General features: G+C 43.5%; 17 protein-coding genes. 8 read left to right on the top strand and 9 right to left on the bottom strand.

What is annotated here, in order from left to right:
- Positions 1–54: 54 nt before the first annotated feature.
- A complete protein-coding gene (locus KI659_RS03680; RefSeq protein WP_213943974.1) occupies positions 55–441 on the bottom strand; it encodes a VOC family protein in 387 nt (128 codons plus the stop codon).
- A 128-nt stretch (positions 442–569) separates the two neighbouring features.
- Here KI659_RS03680 and KI659_RS03675 point away from each other — a divergent pair, with 128 nt between their 5' ends.
- Positions 570–935 carry a DUF2200 domain-containing protein gene (locus tag KI659_RS03675; RefSeq protein ID WP_213943973.1) on the top strand — a complete coding sequence of 122 codons (366 nt, stop codon included), beginning with the start codon at positions 570–572 and terminating at the stop codon, positions 933–935.
- Between the two features lie 20 nt (positions 936–955).
- Here KI659_RS03675 and KI659_RS03670 read toward each other — a convergent pair whose 3' ends face one another.
- From KI659_RS03670 to KI659_RS03650, 5 genes are all read right to left on the bottom strand, one after another.
- Positions 956–2,752: a DUF2207 domain-containing protein gene (locus tag KI659_RS03670; protein ID WP_213943972.1), complete on the bottom strand. Its 1,797-nt coding sequence runs from the start codon at positions 2,750–2,752 to the stop codon at positions 956–958.
- 220 nt (positions 2,753–2,972) lie between these two features.
- Positions 2,973–3,545 carry a DUF4199 domain-containing protein gene (locus KI659_RS03665; RefSeq protein WP_213943971.1) on the bottom strand — a complete coding sequence of 191 codons (573 nt, stop codon included), beginning with the start codon at positions 3,543–3,545 and terminating at the stop codon, positions 2,973–2,975.
- Positions 3,546–3,689: 144 nt separating this feature from the next.
- Positions 3,690–3,941, bottom strand: a complete 252-nt coding sequence (locus tag KI659_RS03660) for a hypothetical protein (protein ID WP_213943970.1) — start codon at positions 3,939–3,941, stop codon at positions 3,690–3,692.
- 333 nt (positions 3,942–4,274) lie between these two features.
- Positions 4,275–5,663, bottom strand: a complete 1,389-nt coding sequence (locus KI659_RS03655; RefSeq protein WP_213943969.1) for an arginine decarboxylase — start codon at positions 5,661–5,663, stop codon at positions 4,275–4,277.
- A gap of 215 nt (positions 5,664–5,878) precedes the next feature.
- The gene (locus tag KI659_RS03650) at positions 5,879–6,637 is read right to left on the bottom strand and encodes a metallophosphoesterase (protein ID WP_213943968.1); all 759 of its coding nucleotides are present in this window, start codon (positions 6,635–6,637) and stop codon (positions 5,879–5,881) included.
- A 170-nt stretch (positions 6,638–6,807) separates the two neighbouring features.
- Between KI659_RS03650 and KI659_RS03645 the strand changes: the two genes are divergently transcribed.
- The 6 genes from KI659_RS03645 (at position 6,808) to KI659_RS03620 (ending at position 12,608) form a co-directional block, all read left to right on the top strand.
- A complete protein-coding gene (locus tag KI659_RS03645) occupies positions 6,808–7,758 on the top strand; it encodes an arginase (protein WP_213943967.1) in 951 nt (316 codons plus the stop codon).
- A 45-nt stretch (positions 7,759–7,803) separates the two neighbouring features.
- Positions 7,804–9,594: an arginine--tRNA ligase gene (gene argS / locus KI659_RS03640; protein WP_213943966.1), complete on the top strand. Its 1,791-nt coding sequence runs from the start codon at positions 7,804–7,806 to the stop codon at positions 9,592–9,594.
- A gap of 78 nt (positions 9,595–9,672) precedes the next feature.
- On the top strand, positions 9,673–10,272 hold the full coding sequence (locus KI659_RS03635) for a glutathione peroxidase (RefSeq protein WP_213943965.1): 600 nt from the start codon (positions 9,673–9,675) through the stop codon (positions 10,270–10,272).
- 135 nt (positions 10,273–10,407) lie between these two features.
- Positions 10,408–11,328 carry a 1,4-dihydroxy-2-naphthoate polyprenyltransferase gene (locus tag KI659_RS03630; RefSeq protein WP_213943964.1) on the top strand — a complete coding sequence of 307 codons (921 nt, stop codon included), beginning with the start codon at positions 10,408–10,410 and terminating at the stop codon, positions 11,326–11,328.
- Positions 11,329–11,357: 29 nt separating this feature from the next.
- On the top strand, positions 11,358–12,212 hold the full coding sequence (locus KI659_RS03625; protein ID WP_213943963.1) for a universal stress protein: 855 nt from the start codon (positions 11,358–11,360) through the stop codon (positions 12,210–12,212).
- A 39-nt stretch (positions 12,213–12,251) separates the two neighbouring features.
- Complete coding sequence (locus KI659_RS03620; RefSeq protein ID WP_213943962.1) at positions 12,252–12,608, top strand: translation initiation factor; 357 nt, start codon at positions 12,252–12,254, stop codon at positions 12,606–12,608.
- Positions 12,609–12,848: 240 nt separating this feature from the next.
- On the opposite strand, the gene KI659_RS03615 is transcribed toward KI659_RS03620, so the two are convergent.
- The 3 genes from KI659_RS03615 to KI659_RS03605 are packed head-to-tail and all read right to left on the bottom strand — an operon-like array spanning position 12,849 to position 18,752.
- On the bottom strand, positions 12,849–13,829 hold the full coding sequence (locus KI659_RS03615) for a hypothetical protein (RefSeq protein WP_213943961.1): 981 nt from the start codon (positions 13,827–13,829) through the stop codon (positions 12,849–12,851).
- A 17-nt stretch (positions 13,830–13,846) separates the two neighbouring features.
- The gene (locus tag KI659_RS03610; RefSeq protein WP_213943960.1) at positions 13,847–15,496 is read right to left on the bottom strand and encodes a SusD/RagB family nutrient-binding outer membrane lipoprotein; all 1,650 of its coding nucleotides are present in this window, start codon (positions 15,494–15,496) and stop codon (positions 13,847–13,849) included.
- A 19-nt stretch (positions 15,497–15,515) separates the two neighbouring features.
- Positions 15,516–18,752: a SusC/RagA family TonB-linked outer membrane protein gene (locus tag KI659_RS03605; RefSeq protein ID WP_213943959.1), complete on the bottom strand. Its 3,237-nt coding sequence runs from the start codon at positions 18,750–18,752 to the stop codon at positions 15,516–15,518.
- 676 nt (positions 18,753–19,428) lie between these two features.
- Here KI659_RS03605 and hisG point away from each other — a divergent pair.
- Entirely contained in the window at positions 19,429–20,289 is an 861-nt protein-coding gene (gene hisG / locus KI659_RS03600; protein ID WP_213943958.1) for an ATP phosphoribosyltransferase, read from the top strand.
- Positions 20,290–20,293: the final 4 nt, after the last annotated feature.

Genomic DNA, 20,293 nt, shown 5'->3' with positions numbered 1-20,293 from the left:
TGATTAAAAATGCAATAAATGATATATGCACACCTGTTTTCCGAAAGACCTCATTCATCTACCGGTAAAAACAGTTTGGCTATCCACGAAACAAACGGGGTTTCCAAAGGGATCATTGGCATAAAACATCCTTTCTCCCCACGGCATAATTTCTATATTTTCATCTACATATTTTACGTTCAGATCATTTAAAAACTTTTGATGCACGAGCTCTATCTGATCCGTGGAGATGTAGATGTATTGATTTTCATGAAAAGACCATGGTTTTTCCACCCCATCACCATCCGCAATGGGGTCATACAAGGCCAGTATTGTCCCTTCCAGGTCAAAATAATGTCTGCCTTGAGACACCCTTTCTCCCTGCTGGTCGAAAACCCCAGTATAAAACTCGGTTGCTTTTTCAATATCATTGACAGGAAATATAATTCTATACAGTTTCATCTTAGCTTTATTTATAATTTCATGGCAAATCTACAAAGACAGGGCATGACATTCCTCTAATTCCTCATCCTGCTTCGGATATTTATTTCAAAAAACGTAAATTACAGAAAGCTTAACCTTATTTTGATATGATCACTACACCGGAACATGACGAGCGTATGGCAAAAATGACATTTGCCTCCGTGTACCCGCATTATCTTACCAAAGTGGAAAAGAAAGGCAGGTCAAAGGAAGAGCTCCACCAGGTAATTGAGTGGCTGACTGGCTTTGATGACAAAAAGCTGCAGGACCTCATCAATGAGAAAGCTACATTTGAGACTTTCTTCCAACAAGCCAGACTCCACCCCAATGCCAACCTTATCACTGGTGTGATCTGTGGCTACAGAATTGAGGACATCGAAACTCCCCTTACCCGACAGGTAAGGTATCTCGACAAACTGGTGGATGAGCTGGCCAAAGGAAGGAAAATGGAGAAAATCATACGTGGCCAATAAGGACAGTTTTATTATGCTTTTTATCTGGCCCCGCCTCCACCGGCCGACACGCCTCCTCCACCGCCAAAAGATGCTCCACCACCTGTTCCGCCTCCCGAACTCATGGGACTTATGGACAAATTGCTCACCATATTGGAAATGGTTTTGGAAGATGGGGCCGATCCATTGTTAAAAAGTACCACATACCAGAAAAGGTAGTGGGAATAATTTCCATTTGGAACATTCGTGAGCAGCTTATCAATATTACTTTTGGTCAACCCCAGGGTGGTCCCATAAATTAAATGCTCATTCAGAAGCTCATAATCCAACTTCTCATCACTTTTCCTCCTCAAGGCTGATTTGAGATATTTCCGATAGCTCAGCCACCTGAAATATTCCTGCTGATACTTAGGTTGTCTCCTAGGAAGGCGGATGCACAACACTATCAAAATTACCAGCAAGGGCACCAAGAGGAGAGACCATTCTTTAATAAAAGCCAATCCCAAGGCAAACGTGCAAAACATGAAAATTGACAGCCCAACCATCCAATACATTCCAATGATACTTCTGGCATTCCAAATATCCAAGCCTTTGCCCTCCTCCGCAACTGCTTTGTTAAACTTTGCCATGAAGGAAGCCCAATTGTGTTTGGCCTTTTGCATCTCGTAAAAGCTGACTTCATTGGCACCTTTGGAAATCTTTGTGAAAATTTGATGGATGACTAAGTGTTCAAAAGGATACAGTGTATTTTCATCACCTTTGAACCTTTCCCGGTCCAATATCCAAAACAGTTTTTTATTGCTGTTTTTCCCATCTTCATTTCTGTCTTCCAACCTTAACATTTTTTTATACGCAAGTTGATAAAGCACTGCAGTCAATTCCCTGCCGATTAGGTACCCATATAGCAGGTAGTTAACAAAGGCCGGGTGAAGATTGGAAGGAGGCCGGTTTTCTATGGATTGGCTAGACTCCGCTTTAGGGTACTCTGGGCGGAATTTTCGGTATATAAAAAGGGCAAACCCAAATCCTACAAGAAATAGACCCATCGCGATAAATGGGGCTTTTGCATATATATCAGCAAAAAATGCTTCCCTTTCCTTAGCGGCCAGCCTTTTTGCGTTAGCCTCCTCGGCCCATTTCTGCTCTTCAGTCTTAATATCAACAGCCACCATACCGGATCGCTGGGGAACTTCCTCAAACCAAGCTTCAGGGTAAAGAACCCGAACCTCAAGCATGTCCTTTTTCGTCAAAAAATTGCTTTCAAGTTTGATGGCACCATCATCCTGCATTTCTGAAAAGGCCTGCGCAGGGCCATGGAGCCAGTGCAGCACCTCTCCTTCTTCATCACCTTTACCTTTAAACCGAATAGTGACCGATACGTTCTCCTGCCGCACATCCCATTGGCTATCTATGAATTTATAGTAAAGCACCGCTACATCTTCATACCTCTCGACCAGCCCATTGACGGTATAGGCGATGGTAAACTCCCTAATTTCGTCCCGTGCATCAAAGGCCCAGCCCAACTCCTGGTGATTTTTCTTGTCCAATAGCACCGCAAATCCTTCTTCCTCCTCTCCTGAGAATGGAAATTGCACCTCGCCTTCCATGACCTCAAAATCCGCGAAGGTGACGTTTTCCTGATGGGGAAAATTCCTGAACGCGTAAGAAAACTTGCCCTTAAAATTGTAAGCCCGCTTTTCTACCACCTGAACCTCACCATCCGGAAAAACAACAGCCTCGATTCTTACATGGTCGATTTTATAGCTTTTTTTCGCATGAACTTTTGCTATTGACAGGCAGGTCAAAAGCAACATAAACACTGTTATTCTACGCATCATAATTTAAATATAACTCATTCAATGATATAAAGTATAATCGTAAATAGTCCTGCACCCATAAAAAAAAGGCCCGATTCTGGGCCTTTTTCTTTTTCTTATTTATTTATCTGTAATTCCGCAATCGCACCGACATGAGGGAAAATTACCAATATTTTGGTCTGATGCTAGAATTGCCGGCATCTTCGGTCTTCGGTCTTCCGTCCTGCCATCATCACAAAAATCACATATCTAATGACTTATCACGCTTTTTTATGACAGCTCCTATAATCAAAGAAAGAACGGCGGAAATGATGATAAGCACACCAAAGCTTTTAATTACCCCCATGACACTGTAATTATCATATAAGCCATTTCTCATTTCATCCATCTGATCACCGTTCATAGCTCCCGCGGCACCAAAGCGCTCCATCATGGCAAGGGCATTTTCAAACTGCACATCGCCAAGCGCTACAGGCAGGTTGGGGTCTACCACATTGAAGAGCAGCAAACTTCCAATAGAGGCAATAAGAGAACTCATTACCAAAGCAATGAAAGAAAACTGAAACGCTTTTCCAAAGCTAATGAACCCTCCAATTTCTTTCCGATAATCAAACCCAAAATAGATTACCACACCGATCATCAAGGCCATGCTCACCAACCCCATCCAACTGGCTGCAAGTAGGGTATAATCTACGAAATATAGCAAGAAGGTGAGGGATGTGCTGATCAAACCTAAAATAACGCCTGCTCTAATAGCCGACTGAGAAAGTGAAGAAGTCTCTTCCAATTCATTAACTGTCTTTATCTGTTCCATTGTGTAAAAGTTTTAAAACATGTTAAATAAATAAAACTTTTTTTTTTAATGCAACATTTAGGAGAATAAAAAAAAGACGGAAGAGCGGAGACGGGAGATGGAAAATAGGTAATGAGAGCCTACCGTTTTCCTCTTACCTCTTTATCAACCAACCTTGCTTTCCGAATAAATATCGTAAGCTGCAATCAATGACTGCCTTTCGGGTGAGCTGCCATATTTCGGATAACTTTGAAGTTCCTCCCTACTTTCTACATAGACAGGAATGTATCTTGCCTCCAGCTCATCCCACACGATCAGCAAATAGCTATAGGGCATCGGGCTGTTACGGCCTTCTTCGAGCCAATTTTCAAAATCTGATTCAGCAAGGGGTTTTGGATAGTCGGGGCTGTCGAACATTTTGTTTTTAGTTGGGTAAAAGTTTGGGTACCACGTACAAAGAGTACCAGGCACCAAGTATTTGTGGCGAACCCACACGGCAGCAGCCTCTATACATGGGCAACATACGCTCTCTTTTAGGCCGCAGGCCTAAATCAGTAGGATTATATCCTAGCCTAAAGACTAAAATCAAACCCCAATTGCCGGTATACTTGGTACGTGGTACTTGGTACCAAGCACACCAAGTACCACGATAATTTACTTAATACCTAGCACTTAGTACATGATACCTAGTACATAGTACATAGTACATAGTACCTAGTACATAGTACCTAGTACATAGTACCTAGTACATTAATACCCCAAAGTCTTCAACATCGAATCGCTAGTCTGCTCCTCAGCGAAAAGCTCATGGGTAATATTGCCATTTTCATCTCGCTGAATCAGCACATGTTTCGGAGCCGGGATTAGGCAATGCTGGATTCCACCGTAGCCACCCAGGGATTCCTGATAAGCACCGGTGTGGAAGAAACCTATGTATTGCTTACGGCCCTGCTCGATTTTGGGCAGGTAGATATTGAACTGGTGGGCTTCACTATTATAATAGTCCATACTGTCACAGGTTAACCCACCAAGCGAGATATTGTGGTATTCCTCATCCCAGTTATTCACTGCCAACATGATATATTTTTGGTCAAGTCCCCAACTATCGGGCAGCTGCGTGATGAATGATCCATCGATCATATACCATAACTCCTTGTCGTTCTGCAGCTTTTCATCCAATATGGAATAAAGAACCGCACCGCTCTCCCCTACTGTGTAGCTACCAAACTCGGTAAAAATATTTGGTTCAACCGTGTTGTTTTTAGCACACATCCATTTAATATTTTTCACAATCTGATCTGCCATATATTGGTAATCATAGTCGAAAAACACATTGGTCTTGATTGGAAAACCACCCCCAATATCCATGGTATCGAGTTCTGGTGCCACTTTTCTTAAGTCCACATATTTCTGGATAAATCGCGTCAATTCCGACCAGTAATAAGCCGTATCCTTGATACCTGAGTTGATGAAGAAGTGAAGCATCTTTAGGCTTACATTGGGGTTGCCCTTAATTTTTTCTTCATACAGCTTGATGATATCCGCGTACCTAACGCCCAATCGGGAAGTATAAAAACCAAATTTAGGTTCCTCATCAGAAGCGATCCTGATCCCCACCTTAAATGGCACCTTGACATGCTCCAAGTAGTAATCAATTTCCGTCAGGTTATCCAAGACCGGAATACAGTTTACAAATCCGTCATTGAGCAGTCCGGTGATCAATTCACGGTAAAGCTGTCTTTTGAATCCATTACATACAATGAAGGTTTCTTTTGTGATTTTCCCTCTTTCAAACAGGTTGCGAATGATCGGAATATCAAAGGATGAGGAGGTTTCGATATGAATATCATTTTTAAGCGCCTCATCCATCACAAAGCTAAAGTGGGAAGACTTTGTGCAATAACAATACGTATAGGTTCCCTGATAGTCATGGGCCTTGATCGCATTGTTAAAAATTGTCTTGGCGTTCTGTATGTTTTCGCTGATTTTCGGCAGGTAGGTGAGCTTGAGGGGCGTTCCATATTCCTCGATGATGTCCATCAGGTTTACACCATTGAAGAATAGCTTGTTGTCCTCTACTTTAAATTCCTTGGTGGGAAAATCGAAGGTTTGTTGGATGAGGTCTTTGTATTTGTTCATTATCAGTGTTTATGATTTGAAAGTTTGGACGGGATTGAAAGCCTTTAGGCCCACAAATACCATACAGAAATTATCCAACTGACCAGCATCTAAACTTATCCGGCCAATCGGGGCACAAAATAAATAAAAAAGAAAGCAGATCGGTTATCATTTGGGCAAAATAATATAGGTCCACTGACCACGGCTGACAACCGACTGTGATCAGTGGACTAATCTCACAACACCAACACCTTACCCGATTGGAAACACTTATGTTCCCCTTTGGCCACATAGCCCAGTTGATTGGTAAGCATGAGCGTGTCGCCAATCAGGAAATCTTCCGTATTCGTATGATGGTGGCCGTAGATCCAGTAATTGGGGCCATGGGTCTGGATCCAAGGGAACAGTTCTGTAGCAAATCCCTCGTTGAGGATATTGGTCTTATATTTTTCAGGATAATGGATAAAGGTGGGCACATGGTGGGTCACCACTACAATTTTTTCCTTGTATCCATCCGGAATTTCCTTTTTAATAAAATTCAGGGATTGGGTATGGAGCTGATTGAAATCCTCCACATTAAAAGGCTTTCCGTTAAGTTTAATTGTCTGAAAATCCATCAAACCTTGCTGAAGATAAAAGGCATTTTGAGGTTTTATGGCTGACCACATGGTCGAAAAAATCAATTTGACATTGCCTTTGCCGATTACCCGGTTATTGATCAAATGGATATTGGAACGGATCAGCTCATGTAGCTGCCCGCTACGATGAGAAAGATCATTATGATAATATTCGTGGTTACCAGGAAGCCAGTAGACCTGCTCAAAATTATCCGACAGGTAATCAAAAAAATCCGTGTGCCTATCCATAATCCGAAAAGGCACCAAGTCGCCGGCTATTATTAGATATTCGGCGAGTGGCTTGATGGGGTTTTGTTTAAGATGTTCTCTATTTTCCGGAAATTCCAAATGTAAATCAGACAGATATTGGACCCGCATAAGAATAGGTGGTTTCAATTAAGGTTAAACATCAGTTTTCCACCCTTATAACTCAAATGGGAAAAAGATAGTTCTAGGTCATGATTACATATGCATTTCCTAACTATTTTAGTTAATTTTGCACTTATATTCCACCCTGTGGGATAGGATTTGAATTTAAACCCATTTATATGCGTAACATTAAATTAGTTGAGGTAAGATCGGAGATCGCAGCAGGAACCAGAGGCGCAAGTCTCGGAATTGATGCCTTGAAAATCGCCAGCCTAGACAAGCATTCTAATTTTTTCACCCAGTTTGACCCCATCAATGTTCCAGACGCCAATAATTATCTCTGGAAAAACAACAAGTTTCCTCACGCAAGGTATATCGATGGGGTTCATGAAGTTTTGAACAACGTATATAAAACCATCAAGTCCTTAAGGGCTGAAAAGAAATTCCCAATAGTATTGGCTGGAGACCACTCCACAGCAGCGGGCACAATCATGGGAATCAAGGCTGCCGAACCTGAAAAACGCCTGGGCGTAATCTGGATTGACGCCCACGCCGACATGCATACCCCCTACACTACTCCATCGGGCAACATGCACGGCATGCCGCTGGCCATGTGCATGGGCATTGACAATCTGGATTGCAAAGTGAATGACCCTTCCGAGGAGACAATCGCTTACTGGGAAAAAATCAAAAGCATCGGAGGATCTGAACCTAAAATCGCCCCTGAAGATATTGTCTTCATTTCCGTGAGAGATACCGAGGAGCCTGAAAACTACCTGATCAAGAAACACCATATCTTAAATATTAAGACGGATGAGGTAAAAAAATTGGGGATAAAAGAAACTGCCAAAAAGGCCTTGGAACGTCTGAAGGACTGTGACCAGATCTACATTTCCTTTGATGTGGATTCTATGGACAGCTCAATTTCCGTTGGTACCGGCACACCTGTTCCCAATGGCATCAATGTTGAGGAGGCCATTTCCTTAAATGTAGAGCTTATTAAAGATAAGCGCGTATGCTGTTGGGAAATCGTAGAGGTAAACCCAACCCTGGATTCTGAAAACCTGATGGCTGAGAATGCATTTGATGTATTGGAAGCCACTACCAAATCACTAGAGAAAAACTTTTAATTTTTTATAGCTATAATCACCGCACCGAAAGCGGAATTAATCACCATGACAATTCAAGAACAGATTTTACAAGACATTTCCCTTGCCTTCAAGGCATTGTTTGACCACCAAGTAGAACCTTCCACCCTATCACTGCAGCCTACCCGAAAGGAATTTGAAGGCACATACACTTTTGTGATGTTCCCTTTCTTGAAAGTGACCAAAACAAATCCTGAACAGGCGGGCACCATGATTGGCCAATACTTGAAAGAAAACAGCACTGCTGTGAAAAATTTCAATGTGGTAAAGGGTTTCTTGAACTTGGTGGTAGAGGAAAATCTGTGGGTGGATGTGTTCCAAAAACTTTACACCAAGGAAAAAATCGGGCAGCTTCCCTCCAATGGTCAGAAGGTGATGGTGGAATACAGCAGCCCTAATACCAACAAACCCCTTCATTTGGGGCATTTGAGAAATAACTTTCTAGGCTTTTCCATTTCGAAAATCCTTGCTGCCAATGGCTATGAGGTGATTAAGGCCAACTTGGTAAATGACCGAGGGATCCACATTTGCAAGTCAATGGTGGCCTATAAGCATCTTGCCAATGGGGAGACCCCTGATTCGGCTGGAATCAAAGGGGACCACTTGGCGGGTAAATACTATGTGGCCTTTGACCAAGAATATAAAAGACAGGTAGCTGAACTCAAAGAAAGCGGCCAATCAGAGGATATGGCCAAAAGCATGGCGCCTTGGATGATGGAGGCTCAGGAAATGCTTCGCAAGTGGGAAGCGGGAGATAAAGAAACCGTGGACCTATGGAAGCAGATGAACCAGTGGGTTTACCAGGGCTTCAATGAAACCTACAAGCGTATGGGTGTGCTATTCGACAAGTTTTACTACGAATCCGACACCTACCTATTGGGTAAAGACATTGTAGAAGAAGGTTTGAAGAAGGGTGTTTTCTATAAAAAAGAAAACGGAAGCGTTTGGGTAGACCTGACCGATGAAGGACTTGATGAAAAACTTGTTCTTCGAGGAGATGGCACATCAGTATACATTACCCAAGATATGGGTACGGCCGATTTGAAATACAAGGATTTCACGCTTGACAAATCGGTATATGTGGTGGGCAATGAGCAAGATTATCATTTTGATGTCTTGTTCAAAATCATGAGAAAGCTGGGCAGACCTTACGGTGATGGCTTGTATCACCTATCTTACGGCATGGTGGATCTTCCTACTGGCAAAATGAAATCGAGAGAGGGCACTGTGGTGGATGCGGATGATTTGATGCAGGAAATGATTGACACGGCTGAAAGCCATACCAAGGAGCTTGGCAAAATCGACGGATTCTCCGATGAACAGGCCAAAGAGCTGTATGAAATCCTTGGAATGGGTGCTTTGAAATACTTCTTGTTAAAGGTAGATCCCAAAAAGCGCATGCTGTTCAACCCTCAGGAATCGATAGAGTTCCAGGGAAACACAGGGCCATTCATCCAGTACAGCCATGCAAGGATTTCCGCCATTTTGAGAAAAGCTGACCAAATCGGGGTGGATTTCAAAACTGCAGACTTCACCCAATTGGAAAAAATTGAGACTTCTGAGCAGGATTTGATTATTTTACTCAACGATTTTGAGAAGAAAATCAGACAGGCTGGAGAAGATCTAGCACCATCTATCATTGCCCAGTACATGTTTGATTTGGCTAAGGAATATAACCGTTTTTATGCCGAATTGCCTATCTTTAATGAGGCAGATGCACTGGTTCAGTCTTTCAGAGTAGCACTTTCCAACCAAGTGGCCAAAACACTTAAAGCCGGAATGAAGTTGTTGGGTGTGAGGGTACCGGATCGGATGTAAAAAGCTGTACTAAGTACTATGTACTAAGCAGACTGCTCATAGTATGGTATACTTACGAGAATGGATCTTGATTAATATATGAACAAATTACTTATCCTATTCGCTCTTTTGGCCTTTGGCTGTCAGGGGAATACCTCCACCGCAGAGGACACTGCGGAAACGGTGGAAGCATCGGTGGTCAGTTTAGATGATATGATTATGGCAAAAGAATTTCATGATTTCAAATTGAACGACATTGATGGCAACGAGGTAAATTTTGCCGATTTTAAAGGCAAAAAAGTACTGCTTGTGAATGTTGCATCCAAGTGTGGTTATACCCCTCAATATGCCGAATTACAGGAGCTTCATGAGAAGCATGGGGATGAACTACTTGTTTTAGGATTCCCAGCAAATAACTTCGGAGGTCAGGAACCAGGCACGGAAGAGGATATCAAGGCGTTTTGTACTGAAAACTACGGTGTTACTTTCCCAATGTTCGAAAAGGTGTCAGTAAAAGGTGTTGACAAACATCCGCTTTATAGATGGCTTTCCGACAAGGACATGAATGGTTGGAATGATAAAGAGCCATCCTGGAATTTCTGCAAGTACCTTGTCGACGAGAATGGCGAATTGATCGAATTCTATCCAAGCTCCGTAAGCCCAATGGACAAGGAAATCACCAAGCATTTGGACGCATAATTGCGAAATAAGAACAACAATAAAACCTGCCGGGTCTTGTAAAATCATAGATCTGGCAGGTTTATCTATATCATCAAAAACCTGTATGGTCTAGTTTGTAACAATGGACTTAGCAGGTTTAAGTCTTAATCTACAGTGGAAGTAAAATTAACCAATAAGAGAGAGGCTTGGCTATACGCACTCAGGCTTAGAACCCTACCTTTAGCGCTATCCAGCATCTTAATGGCCAGTTTTCTGGCTTATTTTTATGGTATCTACAGGTGGGAAGTATTTGTGTTGGCGGCCCTTACCACTACCCTACTTCAAATTTTATCCAATCTGGCCAATGACTACGGGGACTCCGTCCACGGAGCTGACAGTACCGACCGGGAAGGTCCAATTAGAGCCGTCCAATCGGGAATCATCCCCTTGGCTGAAATGAAGGTTGCCATGTATTTATTTGCTGGGCTTTCTTTTTTAAGTGGGCTTTTGCTCCTTTACGTTGCCTTGGCGAGCTGGCTACTGATAGCAGCCTTTGTAGGTCTTGGCCTACTGGCCATTTTTGCGGCTGTCACTTATACTTCTGGCTCCAATCCCTATGGCTATATCGGACTAGGCGACATTTCGGTTTTCCTATTTTTCGGATTGACAGGCGTATTGGGCACCTATTATCTCCATTCGCTTAATATCCACCTGCCAATACTTTTTCCGGCTATTTCACTCGGGCTATTTAGCACGGCCGTATTGAATATCAACAACATCCGGGATATCAAAAGCGATAAGCAGGCTGGGAAAAAATCCATTCCTGTAAGAATTGGCCGTGAGGCAGCAGTGCGGTATAATTGGATGCTGATAATTGGGGGAAATGTGAGTTTGATACTGTACGTTTTTCTTGAAAATGCCTGGGGCGGGTTAGCCGCATTGGTGATTTTGCCATTTATGCTAAAGGTGGGCAGCGGGGTGAGTAGGGAAACTAGCGCTGAGAAAGTGGATCCTTACTTGAAAAAAATGGCGATTTCTACCTTACTTTGGGTTTTGGCATTTGGAGTTGGGGTAAATTTGGTAGAATTATTGTAAATTAAGGCTGTAACACTAAACACAACCTAATGAAAACGATTCTAGTACCCTACGATTTTTCGCAAGAGGCAATCAACGCTTTTGAATTAGCCAAAGAGCTTGCCACCAAAGCCAACTGTAAGCTCAAATTACTTCACATAGTGGAACTTCCCACCACCCAGAGTTTCAACACGATGGGGGAAGTAAATATGGGTGACAATGAGCTCAATAACGTTTTCATGATTGAGCTGGTAGAAAAACGCAAAAAGCAGATAGCAGAAATTGAGGCCCTGCATAAAAATTCCCCATTTGAATTTTCAACCCGCTTGATGTTTGGAAACCCCTATGCCGGGATCAGCAATGAGGTCACCGAGGTTAAGGCAGATTTGATCATCATGGGATCCAAAGGCTCGAGCGGTATTGAGGAACTCTTGATTGGCAGCAATACGGAAAAAGTGGTGAGGCATTCAAAATGCCCAGTTATCACAGTAAAGAACCCTGTCAAGGCAGAAGAAATTAAGAAAATTGTTTTCGCAAGTGATTTCAACGATGAGGAGGATTCCGATATCATCACAGAGCTTAAGGATCTCCAGACTATTCTAGGAGCAGAGATCTGTATGGTTAAGGTAAACACCCCTAGTCTGTTTGAAAACAGCAGGGATTCGAAAAGCAGGATCAAAAAATTCGTGGAAAAGCTGGGGATTTCCAATGTTCAAGTGGAAATATACAACAGCTCTTCTGAAGAAGAAGGCATCATTGAGTATGCAGACGATATCGACGCTAATATGATCGCCATGGCCACACATGGCCGGACAGGCTTTATGCATCTGATCTCCGGCAGCATCGCCGAAGACGTAGTCAACCACGCCAGAAGACCTGTATGGACGATGAGGAAAAGGAAATAAAACATAGAAAATAGTACTTAGATACCTAGTACATGGATTATGGGTAAGAAAAAAAAGAACGATTGGAAAGACAGAGGAGGCATGGTGTACAGCACCAATGAGGACTTTGAGTTTGACCATGGTGGTGATGAGGAAGAAGAAACCTTACCTCCCCAACAGCAGAACCTCAAGGTAATGCTGGACAAGAAATCTCGAGGCGGCAAGCAGGTGAGTTTGGTGGCTGGATTTGTGGGTTCTGAAGATGACCTCAAGGATTTGGGCAAAATGCTTAAAAACAAATGCGGTGTAGGCGGGAGCGTAAAAGACGGTGAGATCTTGATCCAAGGAGACCATCGGGACAAAATCCTTCAGGTCTTGCAGGACGCTGGATATAAGGCCAAAAAATCTGGAGGCTAGGTTGGTTTATGGTTTATGGTTTATGGTTTATTTTTCCGCTGCGCGGAAAGTTTATAGGGTTAAGACCGGAGACGGGAGACCGAAGACAATAGCCAGCACAGTCCTATAGTTTTAACGCCTTTTTCTAATCAGAGAAAGGCGTTTTTTTTTACTTAGTACATAGTACTTAGTACCCTGGTACATGAAAAAAAAGCAACCCCAAGTGGAGTTGCCTTTTGATAGAAGAAAAGTTTACTAGTTTCAGTCTGTTCTCAAGTTAGCTGGCCAGAATCCTTCCGGTCCTGTGAGTGTAGTAGTTCCCCCATCACCCCAGGTGTTGGTCCAGTTAAAGGTTAAGTTTGTGCCGTCGTTGCTAACAAAGACGATATCATATGCATCTCCGTACTTATCCGTCCCTGTGAAGCTCAACGATCCACAAGAATCCGATAGCCTTACCGATCCACCTGGAGGTGTATCGCCATAGGCGCAGGCAAATACCCCAAAAGAAACATCCGATACCGAATATTGACCAGGAATGCCCGCCACTGGAGTGATGGTCACCTCACCGGAAACTGATGGGGCGCATCCCGCCGCAGCTGGTACCGCATTGGTAGTAGTGAAGGCAAAAGTACCGCCCAAATCAGATGGACAAACCACGTTTACGTTATACTGGAAAGGGGAATCATAGAAGAACCCCCCTGCCACATCGGAGCTTCTGTTGTTGTTGGAAAAGCGACGCCCTTGGTTGTCCACTAGCACCAATCTCATCTCAAACACATCTCCTCTATTTACATCCGCCGCAGTCATACCCAAGGCACTTAACACCTCATCTGCAGGAATGGTGAAATTAGTCCTCAAGAACCTTGTTCCATCAGCAGGAGCAAAGTCAGCTTGGGAAAGGGTTCTAACAATAGGATCCTCCTGTTCCAAAACTGGTCTATATTCCAATCCTACACCCGGTATCAGCCTTCTGTGCCTAGCACGGATTTCCACAGATTCCACTGTCCCTCCATTTTGCGCATCTACAGCCTCCAGGATCAGAGAGAAACTGGAGTTGGCCGCATCAAATACATCATTGATGTCGTCATAGGAGAATGTAATGCTGCTTCTTTCAATGGTCCGCAGATACGCCCCCGTATCAAAATCCTTATAAGGGATGTTGGGGTCAACGAAATCCACGCAAGAGGCCATCACTCCTATCAAAGCCAGCAATAACCCTTTTGTATATAATATTTTTTTCATCGTTGTTCTATTTAAGTTTAGTCAATGAAGCCATCAGGGTTATTATCCCAAAACACCTTATCTGTAAATGCACGCTGTGAGGCATTGGCATTGGTAGTCAGATAATTGTTCGGATACAGGAATGAGCGAGGGAATGTACCAAAGTTTGGCAGCAAGCCCGGCTGCATGTTATCTGGCTGACCAGTTCTTCTGTAAAGGTTATAGGCCTCCACGCCGTTTCCATATAGGGACAACCAGTACTCTCGCCCGATAACTCTCATTCTTCCTTCACCGGAAGCGGCGTCAAACTGTCCACCTACAAAATTCACATAGTTGGTAACTGCCGTGGCGAAAGCCTCTGGAGTTTGGAAAGTCTCCACCACCTCAGCCTCATTGGTAGTCAAAGCCCATGACCTCACAAAATTCATATGTTTGGTAATGGCTGAGGTCAAGTATTCTCTTGGATCACCTGTAGTACCCAAGGTTTGAGCAGCTTCGGCCAACATGAAGTCTACGAATGCCGACAGCATGATAGGCTGGATTCCAGCACCCTGGTTACCCAATAGTGGGTTGTTCACTGGAGAGGCAGAGTTGTTGTCAAATCTACCACCCGCTGGGTAGAGTCCCCAAACAGTTCTTTCCAAGTTATCCGGTGGAATACCCTCAGGATTCAAGTGGTCTCTACCCCAATAGCCTCTGTTGCCAGGAAGGCAGAAAGGAAAGCCTCCAACCAAATAGTGTGCTGGTGGCAATTCGCTGATACATCTTAATTTATCGGGGTCAGTAGGGTTTGCCGTTACCTGACGATACAAATAGTATCTTATTCGAGGGTCATTGAAACCCTTAAAGCCTTCCTCAGTCAAGTGCCACATGTACCAAGTGGATTGATAATCGTTACCACCTGATGTATAATCAGTAGCAAATCTGGGATGCCTGCTATCAGGGTCATTCAAGCTTGTGCCATACTGGAAGTAAAAATCATCCCCTTCCTGCAGCAATTCTCCACCAGCAATCAATGCGTTGATGGCTGCTGTACTACCAGCTGCATCAATCAGCCTTCTGTTAAGGTGATACTTCAATTCCAAGGTATTTACCAACCTCAACCATCTTGCATAATTTCTACCGTAATACAAATCTGTCGGCTGAACCGGTGGCGCTGGGTCTGTAGTGAAGTTAGCTCTAGCTTCCTGCAAGGCATCGAACGCTGCCTGATAAACGGACGCACCATCGTCGGCCACAGGGCTGAAGTTGGTATCGCTCAGAGCTTCTGACCAAGGCACTTCCCCAAAATGGTCAACCAAAGTCATCAATGTATAGGCTTTAATCGTCTGTGCAATAGCCAAAGTCCGCTCGTTAGGCACATCACCTTCGGCCACTAGCGTTTCGATTAGGGCTATGTTATTCAACACATTCACATATCCCGTACTCCATATGGGGTTGAAGGATTGTGGAATCCAGGCCTGTTGGTAGGTATTAGACGGCTGGTTGATCATCCTTGTCAGCCTCATGCCTATATTTCCTGTAGTGTTGAAGAAATCTGCAAAATCAACTTGAACCTGATTTAGCAGGAATTCCGGGGAGGCATTTTCCCTGGTTGGTACGTTAGGATCATCGAGTAGGTCGAGATCGCATGAACTTACCAGCACAAGCGAAAAAGCCATCACTAAACTTAGTATTTTCGATTTCATATTCATGCTCATTTACTGGTTAGAAAGTAAGGGTTAGCGTACCACCGATTCTTCTTGAGCTAGGACCTGTCACAAAGTCAAACCCTAAACCGTTACCCACGCCGAGTCCCAACACATCCGTGTCAAAATTCATGTTTGGTGGAAAATTCAGTGCTCTAAACCAAAGGTTGGTACCGCTGATGGCAAAAGATGCGCGCTTGAATGGTGTACGACCAAGGAGTGTTTCAGGCAAATCATAACCCAATGACAGCTCTCTCAAACGTACCGTACTTCCGTCAAACACGTTGGCTTCGTCTGGACCAGTGTGGTAGTTGTTGAAGAAATAATTGGAAGCTGTCACCTGGATATCATTTTGGACATAGTTAGGATCTCCCGCTTCGTTAACCCCATCTTGTTTCACTCCTGGAAGGATAAAAGTCATTTCTCTATCCACCACTGGGTCTTTGGTCACCCCACGCGCCAAGGTAGCGGTAACGGTATTACTCATGATTACCCCTTTATGACGGTATTCCATCATTACATTCAAAGTGAACCCCTTATAACGGAAAGTATTAATCCAGGAGCCAGTCCAAGCTGGGTTAGGATCGCCTAACTCTACCAGTTCTGATGCAGTGCCATAATCCCCTGTCGGAAGTACTACCGGCTGACCTGTGTCAGGGTCACGGATAAACCCGGTTCCCTTGATGATGTTAAATGGTCTTCCTTCGATGGCAAAGTTTCCAAGGTCAGCAAAACCAGCAACCACAATTTCATCCAAACCTCCACCAAGCTCAGTCACCACTGGTCTGTACAGACCAAAGTTTACGATGGACTCCCAGTTGAAACCAGTTGCGGTTTGCAATGGTACTGCAGTAGCCTGGAATTCGATACCTCTATTTCGCATTCTACCGATATTCAAAGCCGTATTGAGGTATCCAGTAGAGGGGTCAATTGGAGCAAAAGTGATTAAGTCTCTCGTGTTCTTCTGATACAAGGAAAGGTCAAATCTCAATCTGTTATCAAATAGAGCCGACTCGATACCGAATTCAACTTCCTCATGAAGCTCAGGCTTCAATTCTGGGTTACCCAATATGGTGCCCAAACCTTGTGTTGGGAATAAAGTCCCCCCCTGCTCAAAACCTCTGGTGTTTTGACCGATGATGGTTCTGGTTCTATAAGGATCAGGGAAACCTGCCGAAGTCCCATAACCAATTCTGAACTTCAAGCTGTTCAAAGTCGAGGAGGAGATATCAAAGGCATCAGTCGGAAGGAAAGAAAGGGAAGCACCTGGATAAAGGATTCTTCTATTTGGTGCCTCCACAGTGGATGTCCAGTCATTTCTACCTAGCACAGTTAAGAATAAGTAATCATTATAATCTAAGGTTAACTGACTATAAATTCCCATTCTTCTTTGCTCTTCTGTAAAGTTCAAAGGAAGGTTGCTAAATGGATCTCGAGCAGCGGAACTTTCGAAGTTGGTGTGACGGAATAGGTCAAAAGTCAACTGGCCTACAGATGCAATGCCGTTCTGCTCGTATACGTCGTAACGGTAGTTACCACCTAGCAAGGCACTGAAACCAAAAGCATCACCAAATCTGGTATTGTAGTTAAATACCAAATCCTGGTTCCAAATGGTATTACGGATATCTATACTTCTGAAAAGACCATTTTGAACATTAGCGTTGTCAGAAGGCCCTCCCCTATTCAGCATCACTTCTTGACCTTCAGTATAGGTATCCAAACCGATACGGTAGGTCACCGCGAAGTCATCTGTAAAATCGTAGTTCAAAGAAGTTGAATTGAAGAACCTGTTTACCCTGGAGGTATTTCTATAATACTCTGCAGCCCAAAGCGGGTTTACGATATCGTTACCAGAGCGGAAGTACACAGAGCTCCTATCCAAGGGGTTCTCAAATGGTAAGCCCCCCAAATCCACTGAACGCGGTGTATAAAGTACGTGGGCAAAAATGGATGGTATACCACCATCAGGGCCAGATCCAAACGCCGCATTCACAGGTGGCGATTTTACATCTGTTATGGCGTAAGTAAAAGAGGAATTGATCGTCATCCTATCAGTCACCGCAGATGAAACACCCAAGCCAAAATTGAATTTCTCCAACGTGTTGTTAGGTATGAAACCTTCTTCATTGGTGTAACCAAAACTTGCATTAAAGCCTGTACGGTCAGAAGAACCGGACATTTGCAAGGATGTGTTGTGGACATTACCTCTTCTAAAGAAAACTTCACTTGGATCCGGATAAGCTCTAAAATCATACCTTACGGGGTTACCGTCCGCATCAAAAAATTGAGGGAACGCATTTCTGATATTGGCCACTGAGGAGGCAGCTATTGGGTGAGCTACTGTAATGCCTTGATCCAATCTAGGTCCAAAGTTGGAGAAGAAGAACCCTGGCTGCTGCTGGAAACCGTTACCGTACTCCATTCCATACGTAGGCAAGGAAGCCGCCGTGTTCGAGAAGTAGCTTTGGTTAAGCGTGATTTCAGAAGGTCTCCTCTTGGCAGCACCAGACTTAGTGGTAATCAACACCACCCCGTTACGGCCTTGGTCACCGTACAATACGGTTGCAGAAAGACCTTTCAGTACGTTTACACTCTCAATGTTATTTGGATCTATATCCAAAAACCTGGAAGATGTAGTCGCACCACCTTGGTTGAAGGCATTTTGAGCGTTGGTTCCAGAGTTGAACGGCACACCATCCACTACAAAAAGAGGCTGGTTGGATCCGGTCGCAGAGGAGTAACCCCGGATGATGATGTTGGTACCAGCACCTGAGGTTCCGTTGGTGGCTGTGATGTTTACACCCGCCACTTTACCTTGCAATACCCTAGAAACGTCAGCCTCTGGTCTGTTGGCGATCAGTTCATCCCCCACAGTGGTCACCGCATAGCCGAGGGCTTTTTTATCCCTTTCGATACCGATGGCCGTTACCACTACTTCCGATAGCTGCGCGGCATCCTGAGCAAGGGTAATGTTAATGTTGTTCCTGTCTCCGATTGGAATCTCTTGGGTGGTCAAACCCACGAATGAGATAATCAGGACATTGGAGCCAGCCGGAACATTGATCGAGAAATTACCATCCAAATCTGTGGTGGTCCCGATCGATGTCCCTTTAACGAGGATAGTTGCCCCAGGCAACCCCTCCCCGTCCTCTTCGGATATTACCGTACCGGTAACTACCCGCTGCTGTTGCGCAAAGACATGACCGTTGACGGTCATGACGAGAAACGCAAGGACAAAGAGTAAAACTTTTCTCATAAGGTTGTTTATAGTTTAGTTATGGTATAAAGTAAAATTATTTATTGCATTTATCAAAATTTAACATCTTGAGTTCTGGCAAAATAACTAATACCAAATTAAATATTTTGTACAATTTCAGACGGTAAAAAATTGGTTAAAATATATTTATTCTTTGAATAGTTATTTATTAACCTATATTTAGGTATAGACGGTAAATTTTTAATTTAATTGGTTTTTTCTCAAGAGGGTGTTTATTGAGGGTTTATAGTGATAAAATTTCCAGATAAGATTCCAATATCAGGAAATTTAGCTCCGCATACGGGGATACCTATTTTAAGGAATAGTATTTTTCAAGTTAAATACATCAATTAAGCAGAAGCATCCTCAAATTAAAAAGTGCCTTCAATTACAAACAATCGGCATTTTATGAGATTTATATGTACTAAACCGCTATGCGTTTTGAAAAACCAAATCACTTCCTTAATTTTGGCACAGATGAACAAGAAAGACACACATATTTCCACTTTCACTTTTCCAGTGGCTACTGCCCCTGTTCATCACTTCCATCATTCCTCTTAAGAGGAATATTATTTACATATCGCCCCCTTCGTGGGCTTAAGCTTAGCTTTTGTCCCTTGTCTTTCCAACAAAAGACCCCCTAATCCAATTTTACAATTGATCAGATAAAATCCTTATGGAGACCATTATTCGTATAGCCGTCCAAAAAAGCGGTAGATTAAGTGAAGATTCCCTCGCCCTGCTAAAAGAGTGCGGCATTAAGTTTTACAATGGTGGCGGAAAGCTAAAATCCCCATCCACCAATTTCCCCATAGAATTCCTGTTTTTACGCGATGACGACATCCCGGGCTACGTGGCCGATGGTGTAGCAGATATTGGAATTGTTGGAGAAAATGAACTGGTGGAGAAAAACAAAGAGGTCAAAACCCTTCATAAACTTGGCTTTTCCAAATGCCGCCTTTCCCTCGCCATCCCAAAAAGTCAGGCTTACGCAGGGCTGGAGTACTTTAACGGAAAGAACATCGCCACTTCTTACCCCAGGATTCTGGGCAACTACCTTTCAGAAAATAACATCCAGGCAGAAATACACGAAATATCCGGCTCTGTAGAAATCGCCCCTAGTATTGGTTTGGCTGAGGGAATTTGTGATATTGTGAGTTCGGGTTCTACGCTTATGATGAACGGGTTGAAGGAGGTTGAAAAAATCTTCAACTCAGAGGCAGTACTTATCAGTAATAAAGACCTGACCGCCGAAAAACAGGCCATCATTGAGAAGTTGCTTTTCCGCATCAATGCCGTGCAAACCGGAAAAAGCAACCGTTACGTGCTTTTGAATGCACCCAATGAATCGCTTGAAAAAATTACAGCTTTGATCCCTGGAATGAAAAGTCCCACCATTCTTCCTTTGGCTGAAGAAGGCTGGTCCTCGGTTCATTCCGTAATTCCAGAAGATCAGTTTTGGGAAGTTATTGAAGAATTGAAGGGTGCCGGGGCCCAAGGCATATTGGTAGTACCGATTGAAAAAATGGTGATTTAACGCA

This window comes from Litoribacter ruber, from assembly GCF_018449405.1.
Taxonomy (GTDB): domain Bacteria; phylum Bacteroidota; class Bacteroidia; order Cytophagales; family Cyclobacteriaceae; genus Litoribacter; species Litoribacter ruber.
This window is presented reverse-complemented; position numbering and strand designations above follow the sequence as displayed.